The organism is Paenilisteria newyorkensis, assembly GCF_000766145.1.
GTDB classification, from domain to species: domain Bacteria; phylum Bacillota; class Bacilli; order Lactobacillales; family Listeriaceae; genus Listeria_A; species Listeria_A newyorkensis.
The window spans coordinates 277674-293498 of record NZ_JNFB01000012.1; the positions used below are offsets into that span (position 1 = coordinate 277674).

Genomic DNA, 15825 nt, shown 5'->3' on the forward strand with positions numbered 1-15825 from the left:
TAGTCCAGCGCTAGGCATGATTTTTTATTCGACTTATTTTTTAGGCTTCGTTCTCTTCACCGATAAGAAGTACGCGGGAATTAAAGATAACACGGCCTTCTTCCATCAATTGTTGTAAATGAGCCGTCATCGTACTAAGACTAACGCCAGCATAGTTCGCAATCATTTTTCTTGAAAAATATCTTGGTAATTCAATCATACCTTGGTCATCGGCTTTCGGGTTATAACGTGTCGCCAAGGTGTGGATGAACGCTGCAATCATATTTTTCGTGTCTAAAGTTGCTTGGATTTGCTTCTTCTCTAAACGACGTTGAATCGTTTGTAACATGTGATAGTGCTGTAATTGAATCTCTGCGTTCTCTGCAATTTTGTTAAATACATCGCTTTGTGCAAATCTCCAAACCGTTAATTCGTCTGTCAAAGCTTTTCCGAATAGTTGGCTAGAGTAGACGTTGTAATCTAGTAAATCACCTTCGCCAGCAAAATCAATCGCTACATTTTTATTGGAGAAAATACCGGCAACACCAGCTACAATCACAAAGATATAAGGCGTGTTGTTCGTTGCAGTCAATTCGATTTTGTCGTTCTTTTTTAATTCCAATCTTTCCTTGGCGATATCTGACTCGAGTAATGACGTAAGAAACTTCCCAGCTTGTATCTTTGTATCTAATGTATTTGTGTTCATATTATCTCCTCCTATGATTTTTTTTGGCGTTTCGTTAACTGCCTCTATAACCATTAAACCATGAATACGATTTTTTCGACATTCATTATTGTCATCGAAATGGACAGAAATGAAAAAATTGATTTTTATGGAATCTAATGTCGAAAAAAAGGGTAGTATATAATAGGTGATAAAAGTCGGAGAAATTATGAAAAAAGCCAAGAATCTCATCATATTTTTATTTTTCTCTGATATAATCTGGAGATGAATTAAATAGATGGAGTGATTGCTTCATTTGCTAGTTTTAAGAGAGTGTCATTCTAAAGCGAAAAGGATCTGGTGAGATGGAAAATAAAATGAAAACACCAGCAGGCTTAACTTCTAGTGAGGTTGCCGAGCGAGTAAAACATGGACAGGTCAATCACGCGCTGAAGCCACTAACGCGTAGTGTGCTTGGAATTATACGGGATAATACGTTTACGCTTTTTAATATGATAAATGTGGTCATCGCGAGCTTCATTATTCTTGTGGGAAGCTATCAAAACTTGCTGTTTTTGGGCGTCGCGCTCTGCAATACGGCGATGGGGATTTTTCAGGAGATCCGGGCGAAGCGGAATATCGATAAGTTGACAATTTTGACGCAGGCGAAGGTGAAAGTCATGCGGGATGGCAAGCTTTGTGAACTGGAGCAGGACGAGCTCGTGCTTGGGGATGTGATGGTTCTGAATCGCGAAGATCAGATTTGTGCGGATGGCATGATTTTTCAGACGGATGGTTTGGAGGTCGATGAATCGCAGTTGACGGGTGAGGCTGAGCCAGTCGTGAAGCGTGCGGATGACTACGTGATGTCGGGCAGCTATATCGTCAGTGGGCAGGCGTACGTGAAGGTTTCCGCTGTCGGAGAGCACAGCTTTGTGTCGAAAATTTCGATGGAAGTGAAGCAGGAGAAGCGGCCAGATAGCGAGTTAATTCGCTCGATTAAGAAGATTATCAAAGTGTTGACGTTTATCATTATTCCGATTGGTTTGGCACTATTTTTCTCGAAGTATTTTCAAGGATTGCCGCTGAAGGAATCGGTGCTCGGGACGGCGGCTGCGATGATTGGGATGATTCCAGAAGGGCTCGTGCTTTTGACGAGTATCGCGCTGGCTGTTGGGGTTATTAACTTGGCGAAGCAGAAAGTGCTCGTGAAATCGATGCCGTGTATTGAGACATTGGCGCGTGTGGATGTGCTCTGTTTGGATAAAACGGGGACGATTACAGATGGAAAATTAGACGTGACGGATATCGTGTTGAAGCATCCGCGTGTGACGTCTTCGCAAATCGACGCTAGTGTTGGTGCCATTGTTGGTTCGCTTTCGGATAATAACGCGACCAGTATCGCGCTCGGAAAGCACTTCACGGAGAATCCAGATTGGCAAATCGAGAAGCGTATCCCGTTTTCTTCCGCGCGCAAATGGAGCGGTTGTAGTTTTACGGAAAAAGGAACGTTTTTGATCGGTGCGCCAGAGTTTATTTTCAGAGATTTATCTGCGGAAAATCGGCAGGAATTGGATGATTATGCGCATCAAGGTTTTCGAGTTTTGGCCGTGGCGCATTCGTTGGAAACATTGACAGAAAGCGTTTTGCCGGAGCAATGTGAGTTGTTGGCTTTCATTTTGATTGCGGATAATATTCGTGCGGAGGCGCCAGATACGTTCGCATTTTTCGCGGCGGAAGGTGTGTCGATTAAAGTTATTTCGGGAGACAATCCGGTGACGGTTTCCAATGTCGCGGTTCGTGCGGGCATTGCGAATGGTGATAAATACATTGATATGAGCGAAGTCGCGGAAGACGCCGATCTCTTGCCGATTATCGAAGCGTATACGGTTTTTGGTCGCGTAACCCCGCATCAAAAGAAAGATTTGATTAACACGTATAAAAATCAGGGACATACCGTTGCGATGACGGGTGATGGTGTCAATGATGTGCTCGCTTTAAAAGAAGCCAATTGTAGCATCGCGATGGCAGAAGGTAGTGACGCCGCGCGTAGCGTTTCCGATTTTGTCCTGCTATCGAATAATTTCGACTCGATGATTGGCGTTATGCGGGAAGGTCGGCGTGTTGTCAATAATATTGAGCGTGTGGCATCGCTTTACCTCATCAAAACGATGTATTCGACGGTACTCGCGCTCGCGTTCATTTTTCTAGCCGGCGCGTACCCATTCCAACCGATTCAACTTAGCCCAATCTCGGCGCTAACTGTTGGGATTCCGTCCTTCTTCTTAGCCTTAAAACCGAACTACGACCGCATTAAAGGACAATTCTTACACAAAGTACTACAAACATCCGTGCCCGCAGCGACATGCGTTATCACGTATATTATGCTTATCCTTGGGTTCGGAAACATGCTAGGTCTAAGTTTCGCGCAAACATCGACAATGAACGTGATGCTAACAGGCGCAACATGTTTCGTCGCCTTAATCAGCGTTGGACACCCATTCGGACGCAAAACAAAAGTACTTGTAGCAACGATGATGGCTGCATTTGTTTGCTTATTCCTATTCGGCGGCAAATTCTTCTCACTCGTATCGATTTTCGATTGGCAAATGATGCTTATCTATGTACCACTACTGGTATCATGTGGCCCACTTTATTGGTTCATTCGCCATACCATCATGCGTTTTGGCTGGGCTGGCGCAAGAGATTAAGGCACACAAAAAAATGGATCGACTCCGTAATCTCGGGTCGATCCATTTGCTCATTTTGCGTCAAAAAACTCATTATATAAGGCACGTACTGCTTTTTTCTCCTGTTCTTCCTTCACGCCGAACATAATGCTGACCTCCGACGAACCTTGGTTAATCATCTCAATATTGATTTTAGCTTCGGACAGAGCTTTCGAAGCGCGCGCCGTAGTTCCGACGTTATGCTTCATGGCTTCACCAACGACCATCACAAGCGCGATGCCGTGTTCGATAATGACTTCATCAGATGCCAACTCATTTTTCAAGCGATCCAACACAGTCGTTTCCGTCTGGCGATCCATCTGGTTTTCTCGCAAAATAATCGTTAAATCATCAATCCCAGAAGGCATATGCTCATACGTCAAGCCCACATCCTCCAAAATCTCCAACACTTTGCGGCCAAATCCAATCTCGCGGTTCATCAAATATTTCGTAATATAAATACTGCAAAAACCGCCATCACTCGCAATCCCGACAACAGGTCCATTCGTATTTTCACGATGATGAATCACACGCGTACCAGGCAATTCCGGGCGATTGGTATTTTTAATTTGCACAGGAATTCCAGCTTGGAAGGCCGGAACGAGCGCCTCATCATGGAATACCGAAAAACCAGCGTAAGACAGCTCGCGCATTTCCCGATACGTCAGCTCCACAATCGCATTCGGCTTATGCACAATCGATGGATTCACTGCATAAACCGCATCGACATCCGTGAAATTCTCATAAACCTCCGCCTTCACACCGTTCGCCACAATCGCCCCCGTAATATCCGAGCCACTGCGCGAAAATGTGCTGATTTCGCCGTCCTTCGTATAGCCAAAGAACCCTGGAAAAACAACAATCCCGTCGCGTTCCAACAACTTATACAAGTTATCGTAACTCTCCGGCAAAACCTGGGCATTTCCTGGCTCATCGGTCACAAACAATCCCGCATCTTTCGGATTCACATAGTGCGCCTCCGTGCCTTGACTGCGGAAAAACGCGGCAATTAATTTCGCATTATTATCCTCGCCACTAGCTTTAATCCGGTCCATGTAGCGGTCGGGGTTCGCTTTATCCGAGTTCAGAAGCTCCTTGAAATCTCGCGTAATTCGCGCCATCACTTCCTCACCAAGTCCAAGCTCATCCGCAATCGAGGCGTAGCGAGCCAAGACTTCCTGCTCCAAATCCGACGCCGTTTCCCCTAAAAGATGTTTCGCGCCACAATCAATTAATAAATCCGTTACCTTCACATCATCTGCAAAACGCTTACCAGGAGCTGATACAACAACGAATTTTCGCTTCGAATCCTCTACCACGATTTTGTATACTTTTTGTAGTTGCGTAGCCGAAGCCAGCGAACTTCCGCCGAATTTAATAACTTTCATTTTTCACACTCCTGCTTTCATTCATTTGGCTAAGTATTCTGTTAACGAGATTCCTAAAAACGCCTAGCCTGTATTATCTATCCATTATGACCGTTTTTGCTAGAAAAAACAATATGTTTTTAGAATTATTGGAATTTATTTAGATGAAAAAAATAGAAGTTCCGTGGAAAGGAACCTCTACTTTTGGTCTAGTTATCCGTGCCGTTCTTTAATCAAGCCTTGCCGATACGCGCCCAATAAGCATTTCAATTCATCAATTTGCTGCAATAAATCCTTCCCAATATCCGTATCACGAACGAGTTTCCGCTCGGTTTCGGTTTCAATCACTTGGCGTGTCGAGAGGATGTCGGTTTCTTGCTGAATCGCGTCCTCTGTCGAAGTAAACGGCTGATGGGACACGAGTTGCAGGCCAAAGGAGTTGTATAGCAACGTGTAACCCGCCAGACCTGTTGTTTTTTGGTAAGCAGGGGAGAAACCACCATCGATGACTAACATCTTGCCACCCGCCTTAATCGGACTCTCGCCTTTGCCTTCTTTGACAGGTGTGTGGCCGTTGATAATGTGCCCGCTGGAATCTAAATCGAATTCCGCTAGAATCTGATGGCAAACCTTTTCTTCGTTTCGCAGTTTATAATACGCGTTCTTTTTTTCAATATGCGTTTCTTTATCCTCCACAAAATAGCGTTCAAACGTCGTCATTTCGCTTTTTCCAAATAAGGAAGAGGCGGCGCCGGTCCAGAGATACCAAACGATATCGAGTGCATATTTCTTTTCAGGGGTGCCACTTGTTCGGAAATAGCCTTCGCGTGCGATTTGCTCAAATTGTTCCAGCAAAGCCCGCCCAGCGTATTTCTGCCCTTTTAGCGTCATCTCCATAAAACTACCATCTTCGTTCAACGGAATACAGCCGTGGTAAAGCAGGTTGCTATTGTAAGTCAAAACCATGCTTCCTTTGGCGTATAAAAACGAAACATGACGCTGCAGTTTTTCACAATTTTTGAAAGAGGAGACGAGTTTGTCGATCAGTTCGTGCTCTTCAGGCGTAAGGGCGTATGGATTAGCTGGGTCAATCGTTGGAAAATGGTGATCTTTGAGCGGATAGGTTTTTCCTTTGATGGTCACCGTCCCAGCTTCATAATCAATCATATCCAACAACAACCGATGCTCCATCTCGAATTCGGGATGGCGAGCAATGATTTCACCTTCCAGCTTAAACTGAATCACCGCAATCGCTTTATGCATCCGCGCAATCTGATTGATCTCGGTCGTACTTTGCTCGGTAATCGCGGTTTTCTGGGGCAAAAAGGCGGTACAAGGATCTTCACCATAATTTTCCTCGGCAAAAAGGGCAAGCGGACGAATCGAGATGCCGTAGCTGTCCTCGATAATATCCAGATTCAAATACCGACTCGAAATCCGCAAAACGTTGGCCAAACAAACGCGCGATCCACTCGCAGCACCCATCCAGAGCATGTCATGATTGCCCCACTGAAAATCGATGGAATGGTAGGACATCAAGGAATCCATAATTTTATCAGGATAAGGTCCGCGGTCATAGACGTCGCCAACAATATGTAAATGGTCCACCACGAGGCGCTGAATCAGTCGGGCAAGCGCGCCAATGAACTCAGCGGCACGATCAAGCGCGATAATACTCGTGATAATTTCCTGATAATAGAGCGATTTATCCATGACGAGATGATTTTCGTGCAGTAATTCTTGCAAAATATATTCAAAATCGGCAGGCATTGCTTTGCGGACCTTGGAGCGGGTATACTTAGAAGAGACGTGGACGCAGAGCTCAATCAATTGGAACAGCGTACTGCGATACCACAAATCAAGATTCTCCGTCGTTTCGGTGACCAAATCGAGCTTTTGTTCCGGATAATAGATTAAAGTTGCCAAACTATTAATCTCGGCGTCGGTCAGCCGATTCCCAAACACATCATGAATTTTTCGTTTGACAACACCGGAACCGTTGCGGATGACTTGCTCAAAAGCTTCATATTCCCCGTGTAAATCGCTCAGAAAATGCTCCGTGCCTTTCGGTAAATTGAGAATGGCCTCTAAATTAATGATTTCTGTGGCTGTGCTTGCGATGGTAGGATAGTTACGAGACAACAAACGTAAATACTTAAATTGGTCTGCTTGCATAAATATAATTCCTCCCTTTATAAAAGCCATATAATATTAATTGGTATAGTTCATTATAGAGAACGAAGACGTATTTCGCAAGGCAGATGATTCGAATTTTGAAAAACGGTTATGTACTATAGTAGAAAGTAAGCTTTGAGAGGATGCGATGGAAAATGACAGTCATTATCGGAATTTCGGGGACACGCCGCAGTATGGAGTTCCCACAAAATATATTTGAGGACCGCGCGACAGTGAATGATACGTATGTCAAAGCTGTTGCAAAAGCAGGAGGCGCACCGATTATTTTGCCGGTGACAGAAACGGGTTATGCGAAGGAAATCGTTGCGCATATCGATGGCTTGATACTTACAGGCGGTGATGATATTTCGCCGTTCTTATATGGGGAAGAACCATTGGCACGACTGAGTGGGACGCTACCAGATCGCGATTTATATGAGATGGAATTATTGAAAGAAACACTTGCGCAAAATAAACCGGTGTTAGCGATTTGCCGCGGTGTACAGCTGATGAATGTGGCGTTTGGTGGTTCGCTTTATCAAGATATTAGTTACGCGCCAGGCATTGAGCGGCAACATTTACAACACACCGATCCGGCTTTTCCGATTCATTCTGTCACCACAAAAGAGAATTCGGAGTTGAGGGCCATTTTTGGTGAGAAGACGATGGTGAACTCGCTACATCATCAAGTGATTAGAAACGTGGCGGCAGAATTTCATGCGACGGCTTGGGCATCGGATGGTGTGATTGAGGCGCTGGAACGCGAAGGAGATTTATTCGTCGTTGGTGTTCAGTGGCATCCTGAAATTATGGTGAAGCAGGATGATGAAATGTGCGCCTTATTCGAAACCTTCATTCAAAAAGTAGAAGCGAATAATTGAGTACAGCAAATGAATTCTAGGGCAAAATCTGGTACAATAGATAAACACACGAGAGGAGCTGGCAAACAGATGATAGAATCCATTAAAAAATGGTCGGATAAAACACCACGGTTATTGCGGGCTGCGTTAAATCTAGCATTGATTCTAGTGGCGGTGATACTTGTCATTGCGATGTTTAAAGAGATTTGGGAAATTTTTCACAGCATTTTTTATGATACTTCCGAGAGTTTTTATCAGATTACCGAAGAAATTTTGGTATTCTTTCTTTATTTTGAGTTTTTAGCCTTGATTATTAAATATTTTGAGATGGAGTACCATTTCCCGCTACGTTATTTTATTTACATCGGGATTACAGCGATTGTTCGCTACATTATTATCGATCATGAAAGTGCACTGGCGACGCTGTTTTTGTCCGGCGCGATTCTTGTACTTTTGATATCCCTTTTTGTTGCTAATACGAAGACGCTGCGGCGGGACACGAATTAGGTTTAGGAGGAATGTTAGATGAAAATAGTAGTAGTCGGCGCAACGGGGACGATTGGCAAAGCGATTGTCGCAAAATTAGAGCAGGAACACACGGTGATTATGGCGAGTCGTAAGGGTGCGGATGTGGCGGTGGATATGACGTCTCCCGCGAGCATCCAAGCGATGTATGAGCAAGTCGGAAAAATCGATGCGCTGGTCGTTGCTGCGGGTGCTGCTTATTTCGGACCGCTCACGACGATGACGCCGGAAAACAACGAGCAATCCATCGACGGCAAGCTAAAAGGACAAATGAATCTCGTCTTGTTGGGACTCGAATATCTGAACGATGGTGGTAGTTTTACACTTGTCACGGGAATCATGATGGATGATCCAATTAAACAAGGCGCCTCTGCTGCCATGGTGAACGGTGGGATTCGCTCATTCGTCAAATCAGCGGCGATTGAGATGCCACGAGGGATTCGAATTAACAGTGTAAGCCCAAACGTATTGCAAGAATCTTGGGATAAATACGCAGACTTTTTCGTAGGTTTCAACCCAGTTCCTGCCGAGCGAGTGGCGCAAGCATTTGTGAAAAGTATCCTTGGAGGCCAAACTGGTCAGAATTACGAAGTGTATTAGGAGGAATTAGAAAATGGATATAGTAAGAGGTACAAACGGTTTTGACGTGATTCATGAGAACGGAAATTGGCAGCTAAATCGCGATACAGGTTTTTCGCCAACACAAGCGACGGTCGCGGCCGTAGCAGCATGCAGCGGTTATGTATATGATTCTATTTTAGAAAAAAAGCGGATTGACTACACAATTGAGAATATCCATGCTGATTTTGAGCAAGATCAAGAAGCGGTCGTCCGTGTTTTAAAGAAAATCGAAGTAACCTTCACCTTAAAAGTCGCGCCAGAAAACCAAGCAAAGGCGGAAAAAGCGCTACATCTCGTGAAAAAATCATGCCCAGTTGCGATGTCCTTAGATCCAAAAATCGAGATTATCGAAAAAGTCATCTTCTCATAATAAAGACGTAGGTATGAGGAAAAATCAAACCATAGGCCTAGGTAATTTAGGCACCAATGTAGCATAATGTAATTATAAGTACCAAATGTGTCGACATTGTAGAAAAATAAAATGATTTTTTGGCTGAATTTTTGTTATAATAAGGATGGACAAGAAAAACCAGCGCGTCGCTAAATGCTTAGTTTCTAGGCGAAAGTGAGTACCAGAGCGGGATGTACTAGGGTGCACGGCAATGGGACGGAGCTTTTAATGACGAAAATATGCTGGAAAACAAGCTTGGGTAATGGCACGATGGTATTGTATCATGGTGTGGAGGGAAGGCGAAAACAGTGAACATAGGTATTTTTACAGATACTTTTTTTCCGCAGATTAGCGGTGTAGCAACATCAATTAAGACGATGGAAAAAGAGTTAACCAAACGAGGACACAATGTGTATATATTTACAACTTCAGACCCACAGGCTGACTTGGAGGCGGAACGAGGAAAAGTATTCCGTTTTTCAAGCATTCCGTTTGTGTTTTTTCCTGAGCGACGAATCGCAATGGCTGGAACGCAAAAGGTGGCCCGTTTAATTAAGCGTCTCGAAATTGATGTTATTCATACCCACACGGAATTTTCGATGGGGCTAATCGGGAAAAAGATGGCAAAAAAATTCGATCTTCCTGTTTTGCATACGTATCACACGATGTATGAAGATTATTTACACTATATTGGTAAGGGGAAACTGATTGGGCAAGGCGTTGTGCAGAAGTTAAGTCGTGCGTTCTGTGATTCGATGGATACGGTCATCGTGCCAACGGAGAAAGTACAGACGTCGCTTAGAAGTTACGGCATCGCCAATCATATTCGGATTATCCCGACTGGTACGGAATTTAAATCGTTTGAACCGGATCGATTTAAGCAAGCAGATTTAGCGCAGACCAAGGCGGATTTAGGTATTTTACCTGATGATAAAGTGGTCGTTTCGGTGGGACGTGTAGCGCAAGAAAAAGGTATCGACATTATCGTGAGAGCTTTTCCAAGTGTTTTGGCGAAGGTTCCTAATGCGAAATTGCTGATTGTTGGTGATGGACCTGCGCGTGCGGAGCTTGAAGAACTCGCGTTTACGGAAGATATTTCGAAATCGGTTATCTTTGCGGGAGAACAAGACTGGGAAACAATTGGTCGTTTTTATCAATTGGGCGATGTGTTTGTGAGCGCGTCTACATCGGAAACGCAAGGTATGACATATATTGAAGCGATGGCATCGGGAATTCCGGTGATTGCAAAAGCGGATCGCAGTAATGAGAATCTGATTTTGAATCGGAAAACGGGTCGTAGTTTTAGAGCGGATTGGGAGTTGCCTGAGGTGATGTGTGATATGTTGCAACAGCCTGAGGTGGCAGAACGTTTGGCAGCGAATGCGCTACAACATATTGGTAGTTTTTCCGCGGAACGGTTTGGTGCTAATATTGAACAAATTTACATGGAAGTATGCGAGAATTATGGCTGGGTCGATGGGCAAAGAACGTATGAGCCGCTTGATCAGTATACGGTGAGCAATTATGTTTTAAGCATTCCGGCGGCGGTTCTCCAAAAACGAGAGAAGAAAGTGAGAAAATATCATGAATAGAATTACGATGCTATCCTCTGCGGAAAAAGTAAAAGGACAGGGGGTAGCTTCTGCTTACCGAGAATTAATTAATTTAATGACGACACACCATGCGGATAAGTACGACGTGGCTATTAATACATATCGCAAATCTGAGATAACACACTATCACACGATTGATTTCCCGTTCTTTTTATCGACATTTGCGAAGAAACGGCGCGGCGTGATGGTCGGTTATGTGCATTTTTTGCCGGAGACGCTAGATGAGAGTCTAGAGCTTCCGTGGATTGCGAAAAAAGTTTTTTATAAATATGTGATTCTATTTTATAAGCGGATGGACGTGCTTGTTGTGGTGAATCCGTCGTTTATTCCGCAATTGGTGGCGTACGGTATACCAGAAGAGAAAATTAAGTACATTCCGAATTTCGTGTCCGCGAATACGTTTTACCCAATGGAGACGACTGAAAAAATGGCGCTGCGCAAGGAACATGGTATTGCGCCGGACGCGTTTGTGGCGATTGGTGTTGGGCAAGTACAGCATCGTAAAGGCGTTCTGGATTTCATTGAGGTCGCGAAACAGTTGCCGGAGATGCAGTTTATTTGGGCTGGCGGTTTTTCGTTTGGGAAAATCACGGCGGGCTACAAGGAATTGAAAGAAATTTATGATAATCCGCCTGCGAATGTACAGTTTCCTGGGATTGTCGAGCGTGCGGATATGAATGCGTATTATAATATGGCGGATGTGCTCTTTTTGCCGTCTTTTAACGAATTATTCCCGATGGCGATTCTTGAAGGAATGAGTAGCGGGCTTTCGGTATTGCTTCGCGATTTAGAGCTCTACGAAGGGATTCTCGCGGGGAATTACATGGAAGCGTCTGATGTGGCTGGGTTTAAAGCACAATTAGAACGGATGGCGACCGATAAGGCTTACTTAGAAACGGCCAAAGAAGGCGCGAAAAAAGGTGCGGCGTATTATTCAGAAGCCAGACTGACAGGATTGTGGCAGGAATTTTATGATGGGCTTTTGAAAGGATAGAGGCAGATGAGTAAAAATACGAGCCGGCATCTGATTAGTATTTTGCTAGTCGTTGCGATTAGTGTTGGATTTATTTATTTCCAATTTCGTGATGTCAAATGGAGTACGGTTTTCGATGTTCTGAAGCATGTGAATTTAGTTTATATTGGGATTGCTTGTTTGGCGATGTTTTTGTATTGGTGGCTGGAAGCGGTTGTGTTGCATCGTTTTGGAAAGCAAGCAGATCCTACATTGAAGCTTCGAACATCGTTTCGAATCACGATGATTGGGCAGTTTTTTAATTCGGTGACGCCGTTTGCGAGTGGTGGACAGCCCGCGCAGCTTTATTTATTGACGCGACGGAAAATCGATATCGGACTTGCGAGCTCGGTCTTACTCATCAAGTTTATTATTTATCAAGCGGTGATTGTCGGCACGTTTATTTTCTTTTTGATCGTCGGTTTTCCGTTGCTTGGACACACGACATTTGAAATTAAGTACTTGATTTTGATTGGATTTGTGATTAATTTAGGAGTCATTGTTTTTCTGATGACGGTGGCTAAAAGCGAACGTGTGGCTGCGGCAATTGTACATCTTCTGTTGAAGCCAGCGCTTTTATTCGTTAAAAAGGAAAAGCGTGAGGGGATTCGTGAAAGCGCGGATAGCAAGATTTTCTCGTTTCATGAGGAGAGTGTGCGTTTTAGTGGGAATAAACGATTGATTTGGGAATGTGTCGGGTACACGACTGTTCAGCTCCTATTTTATTTGAGTATTCCTTATTTTGTGTTACTTAGCATGGGCGTGACGGATGTTGGTTTGATGACAGTGATGACATATCATGCATTTGTGATGAAATTGTCGTCCTCGATCCCAACGCCTGGTGGTAGTGGTGGTGCGGAATATAGCTTTACCTCGTTTTTTGGAATGGTGCTGAGCCCAGATAAATTGGTGATTGGACTGATTTTATGGCGCTTGATTACGTATTATAGTTGCACGATTTTCGGCGCGATTGCGATGATACCATTTGGACGGCGAACCAAGAATACAGAGTCTGATGCATAACCCAAATAAATCGGCGACAAGCGTTCGCATTGTTGGGGCTGTTCGAAATGTAATGAGTTACAGCCCCAATATGCATGAGAGCAAAGCGAGCATGTAATCCTTCCCGGCTGTTCGAAATGAGTTGTACCTATAAGCATCGAAAATAGGCGTTCCTTCTAGCTATTTAAAACAAGGATTCGGTACATCTTTACGGTTCTGCTACACAAGAGCCGTTTCGCTTAACTTCTCGCATGGTTGAGGATACGACTCCCTCCCTGCTTTCAGTCATCACATACACCAGTATGCTCCGCTTTGTTGTGGTTCTTTGAAGCAAGGCGAATTAGAACCTCAATATGCAAAAGAATGGAATGAGTTTGCCATCCTCATTCCACCAAATCCCCTGAATACAAACGCTTTCGCTCGATTTGTGTAACGCATTATTTTCGTCTTACCCAAAAATAAAGGGGCAGGCGATTTTGTCTTGTTTGGAGTTATATCCTAAACCTTTCATCTATTATGAAGTGGTAAAATAATCGGCTTGCCATCTTGCAATGAGGTTTTGTGTGTCGTCGGTGGATAGGGTTTTATAGCCGATAATGTGTTCTTTCGCGATTTCTAAGCTTTCAAAATGGTCGATCAGCCGTTGCGCGGTATTATTGATATGAACGTCTCCGAGTGTGATGGATTGATTTTTGTCGTTATCTGCAAGTTGATGGCCGATGATGTAGCCGGCTGCTGTTACTAAAAGTAGATGGTTCATATTTCTTCACTTCCTTTTAAATTTTTTGGTGCGGGCATGGTGACATATCTTTTTGAAAAGTACATATAAACGAAAATGCAGGCGAAGGCGATGATTCCGGCAATGATGTAGAGGCCTTGGAAGGATAGGACGTGGTGGATTTCGCCCATGATGTAGGGTCCGATTCCTAAGCCGAGATCAAGCCCGATAAAGTAGGTGGATAAGCCGATGCCGATTCTGTGTGGCTCGCAAACTTTTAAACTGACGGCTTGCCCATTGGACATAAATGTTCCGTAGCCTAAGCCGATTAAGCCGCCGGAAAGAAGCAGAACGAAGCTGGTCGAGGCGGTGCTTAGAACGAATAATCCCACGGCTAAGAAGAAATAGCTTGGATACATAACGAATTTTTCACCTTTGACATCGAATAGTTTGCCGGACATGGGTCTGGTGAAGGTGATGACTAAGGCGTAAACCACGAAGAAAAAGGTGCTGGCGCTGACGAGATCGATGGTTCTGGCGTAAGAAGCAAGAAATGTGAGTACGGTGGAATAAGAGATGCCCATCAAAAAGGCGACGAAAGCGATTGGCAGTACTTTCAATTCCACGAAGCTTGATAGAGTCCAGGTTTTCAATGCTTTGCGGTGTTCGTCTGTTAAAACGATATTTTTCACAGGGAGGTAGAAGCAGAGAAGGGTTGTTAGGAGTACAAGGATGCTGGAGAAAAGAATGATGGTATAAAAACTTGTTTGACTGAGCATAATCATGCCGATAAAGGGACCAATTGCTGCGGCTAAACTTGTGCTAAGTCCGTAATAATTGATGCCTTCCCCGTTTCTTGATTTAGGGATATAGGATGTGACGATGGCATTGGTGGCTGTGGAGGTAGTTCCGTAAGCAAAGCCGTTTAAAAAGCGAATGAGGAACATGACGGAAATAGAGGGCATGTATATGTAAGCGATTGTGGTGAATAAAAAGAACAAGATACCGTATCTCAGAACGCGTTGTCGACCGAGTAATTCTAGTTTCTTTCCCATATAGAGTCTGGCTAGCAATGTACCGATGATGTAGATGCCAGATGCAAAACCAGCCTCGCCAAGTGATGCGTTCAAGTTTTCTTGGGCGATGACGGCGATGATAACCATTAATAAGTAATAGACGAGGTACACGACGAAGTTAATGAGTGTGATTAAAATGAAACCTTTGTTGAATAATTTTTCTTTCATGCGATAAAACTCCCTTTCTTGATAACAAGCATTAGTATAGAGCTTTTTTTGTCCGCGTACTTTTTAATTTGGTAATCTAGTATGATATATACAAAAATGTATAACAAATGTTGTGAATAAATGTGGAGGGATTCTGTATGATGGAGATAGATAAGCGGGATTTTGGATAAAGGGGATGGAATAATGAATCAGGATATTCTTAGTGAATATGTCAGTGCCAATGATTTTCCGATTGTTACGAGGGCGCGCCGCAAATATTTAACGTATGAGGGACTGGAAGATTCGTATGTGTATATTTTAAAAAGTGGGATTATCAAGACGAGTATTATTTCAAGGGATGGTCGCGAATTTAATCTGGGTTATATTAATAAGATGGATATTGTGTCGCTACTAAAAGATGAGTATTCTCAGTTTGCGAATGCGCCTTTTAATATTCGGGTGGAGTCGGATAGTGCGGAGTTATATCGGATTGATCGGGTTCAGTTTTGGCGGGATGTGAATGGGAATGGTGATTTGCAGATTTATGTGAAGGATTACTACCGGACGCGGCTTTTGGAGTCGATTAAGAAGATGCAGCAAATGTTGATGAATGGCAAATTAGGGGCTATTTGTACGCAGCTTTATGAGTTGTATAAATTGTTTGGTGTGGAGATAGAACAGGATCAGTTTTTGATTGATTTTTTGGTGAGCAATGAGGAAATTGGGCATTTTTGCGGGATTAATTCGGCGAGTAGTGTGAATCGGATTTTTCAGCAGTTGAAGGCGGAGGGCGTTATAGCGATGCGGAATCGGTATATTATTATTAAAAAGCTCGATGTGATTCAGGAAAATGTGATTTTTTGAGGGGGAGGTTCTTGCGTGTAGCGGGAACTTTTTTTATTGAGAAAGATTCTCAACTAGGCAGGTGCGCGTTTGTTTGTTATAA

At 43.8% G+C, this 15825-nt stretch carries 14 protein-coding genes; 9 read left to right on the forward strand and 5 right to left on the reverse strand.

What is annotated here, in order from left to right; genetic code table 11:
• Window positions 1–40: 40 nt before the first annotated feature.
• Entirely contained in the window at window positions 41–685 is a 645-nt protein-coding gene (locus EP58_RS05855; protein WP_036091199.1) for a cyclic nucleotide-binding domain-containing protein, read from the reverse strand.
• 323 nt (window positions 686–1008) lie between these two features.
• Here EP58_RS05855 and EP58_RS05860 point away from each other — a divergent pair, with 323 nt between their 5' ends.
• Window positions 1009–3354, forward strand: a complete 2346-nt coding sequence (locus EP58_RS05860) for a cation-translocating P-type ATPase (protein ID WP_036091201.1) — start codon at window positions 1009–1011, stop codon at window positions 3352–3354.
• 50 nt (window positions 3355–3404) lie between these two features.
• Here the strand turns inward: EP58_RS05860 and EP58_RS05865 are convergent, their stop codons facing one another.
• A complete protein-coding gene (locus tag EP58_RS05865) occupies window positions 3405–4760 on the reverse strand; it encodes an aspartate kinase (protein ID WP_036091204.1) in 1356 nt (451 codons plus the stop codon).
• A 192-nt stretch (window positions 4761–4952) separates the two neighbouring features.
• Entirely contained in the window at window positions 4953–6914 is a 1962-nt protein-coding gene (locus EP58_RS05870; RefSeq protein WP_036091206.1) for a fructose-1,6-bisphosphatase, read from the reverse strand.
• Window positions 6915–7069: 155 nt separating this feature from the next.
• Between EP58_RS05870 and EP58_RS05875 the strand changes: the two genes are divergently transcribed.
• From EP58_RS05875 to EP58_RS05905, 7 genes are all read left to right on the forward strand, one after another.
• Window positions 7070–7795: a gamma-glutamyl-gamma-aminobutyrate hydrolase family protein gene (locus tag EP58_RS05875; protein WP_036091208.1), complete on the forward strand. Its 726-nt coding sequence runs from the start codon at window positions 7070–7072 to the stop codon at window positions 7793–7795.
• Between the two features lie 72 nt (window positions 7796–7867).
• Entirely contained in the window at window positions 7868–8281 is a 414-nt protein-coding gene (psiE, locus tag EP58_RS05880) for a phosphate-starvation-inducible protein PsiE (RefSeq protein ID WP_036091692.1), read from the forward strand.
• An 18-nt stretch (window positions 8282–8299) separates the two neighbouring features.
• Window positions 8300–8899: a short chain dehydrogenase gene (locus tag EP58_RS05885; RefSeq protein WP_036091210.1), complete on the forward strand. Its 600-nt coding sequence runs from the start codon at window positions 8300–8302 to the stop codon at window positions 8897–8899.
• 13 nt (window positions 8900–8912) lie between these two features.
• Window positions 8913–9290: an OsmC family protein gene (locus EP58_RS05890; RefSeq protein ID WP_036091211.1), complete on the forward strand. Its 378-nt coding sequence runs from the start codon at window positions 8913–8915 to the stop codon at window positions 9288–9290.
• Window positions 9291–9619: 329 nt separating this feature from the next.
• Complete coding sequence (locus EP58_RS05895; RefSeq protein ID WP_036091213.1) at window positions 9620–10903, forward strand: glycosyltransferase family 4 protein; 1284 nt, start codon at window positions 9620–9622, stop codon at window positions 10901–10903.
• On the forward strand, window positions 10896–11918 hold the full coding sequence (locus EP58_RS05900; protein ID WP_036091215.1) for a glycosyltransferase family 4 protein: 1023 nt from the start codon (window positions 10896–10898) through the stop codon (window positions 11916–11918). Before EP58_RS05895 ends, EP58_RS05900 begins: the two co-directional genes overlap by 8 nt.
• A gap of 6 nt (window positions 11919–11924) precedes the next feature.
• The gene (locus EP58_RS05905) at window positions 11925–12959 is read left to right on the forward strand and encodes a lysylphosphatidylglycerol synthase transmembrane domain-containing protein (protein WP_052165018.1); all 1035 of its coding nucleotides are present in this window, start codon (window positions 11925–11927) and stop codon (window positions 12957–12959) included.
• Window positions 12960–13452: 493 nt separating this feature from the next.
• On the opposite strand, the gene EP58_RS05910 is transcribed toward EP58_RS05905, so the two are convergent.
• On the reverse strand, window positions 13453–13698 hold the full coding sequence (locus EP58_RS05910) for a hypothetical protein (RefSeq protein WP_036091217.1): 246 nt from the start codon (window positions 13696–13698) through the stop codon (window positions 13453–13455).
• Window positions 13695–14900 (reverse strand): MFS transporter, encoded by a 1206-nt coding sequence (locus EP58_RS05915; protein ID WP_036091218.1) that lies wholly within the window; start codon window positions 14898–14900, stop codon window positions 13695–13697. Before EP58_RS05915 ends, EP58_RS05910 begins: the two co-directional genes overlap by 4 nt.
• 183 nt (window positions 14901–15083) lie before the next feature.
• Between EP58_RS05915 and EP58_RS05920 the strand changes: the two genes are divergently transcribed.
• On the forward strand, window positions 15084–15743 hold the full coding sequence (locus tag EP58_RS05920) for a Crp/Fnr family transcriptional regulator (protein WP_036091220.1): 660 nt from the start codon (window positions 15084–15086) through the stop codon (window positions 15741–15743).
• The last annotated feature ends 82 nt before the right edge of the window (window positions 15744–15825 follow it).

What these genes read in the sequence shown, in the direction of transcription:
- EP58_RS05920 (WP_036091220.1), top strand. Translation starts at nt 15,084, where the DNA reads ATGAATCAGGATATTCTTAGTGAATATGTCAGTGCCAATGATTTTCCG.
- EP58_RS05910 (WP_036091217.1), bottom strand. Translation starts at nt 13,698, where the DNA reads ATGAACCATCTACTTTTAGTAACAGCAGCCGGCTACATCATCGGCCAT.
- EP58_RS05860 (WP_036091201.1), top strand. Translation starts at nt 1,009, where the DNA reads ATGGAAAATAAAATGAAAACACCAGCAGGCTTAACTTCTAGTGAGGTT.
- EP58_RS05915 (WP_036091218.1), bottom strand. Translation starts at nt 14,900, where the DNA reads ATGAAAGAAAAATTATTCAACAAAGGTTTCATTTTAATCACACTCATT.
- EP58_RS05890 (WP_036091211.1), top strand. Translation starts at nt 8,913, where the DNA reads ATGGATATAGTAAGAGGTACAAACGGTTTTGACGTGATTCATGAGAAC.
- EP58_RS05900 (WP_036091215.1), top strand. Translation starts at nt 10,896, where the DNA reads ATGAATAGAATTACGATGCTATCCTCTGCGGAAAAAGTAAAAGGACAG.
- EP58_RS05885 (WP_036091210.1), top strand. Translation starts at nt 8,300, where the DNA reads ATGAAAATAGTAGTAGTCGGCGCAACGGGGACGATTGGCAAAGCGATT.
- EP58_RS05875 (WP_036091208.1), top strand. Translation starts at nt 7,070, where the DNA reads ATGACAGTCATTATCGGAATTTCGGGGACACGCCGCAGTATGGAGTTC.
- EP58_RS05870 (WP_036091206.1), bottom strand. Translation starts at nt 6,914, where the DNA reads ATGCAAGCAGACCAATTTAAGTATTTACGTTTGTTGTCTCGTAACTAT.
- EP58_RS05865 (WP_036091204.1), bottom strand. Translation starts at nt 4,760, where the DNA reads ATGAAAGTTATTAAATTCGGCGGAAGTTCGCTGGCTTCGGCTACGCAA.
- EP58_RS05855 (WP_036091199.1), bottom strand. Translation starts at nt 685, where the DNA reads ATGAACACAAATACATTAGATACAAAGATACAAGCTGGGAAGTTTCTT.
- EP58_RS05905 (WP_052165018.1), top strand. Translation starts at nt 11,925, where the DNA reads ATGAGTAAAAATACGAGCCGGCATCTGATTAGTATTTTGCTAGTCGTT.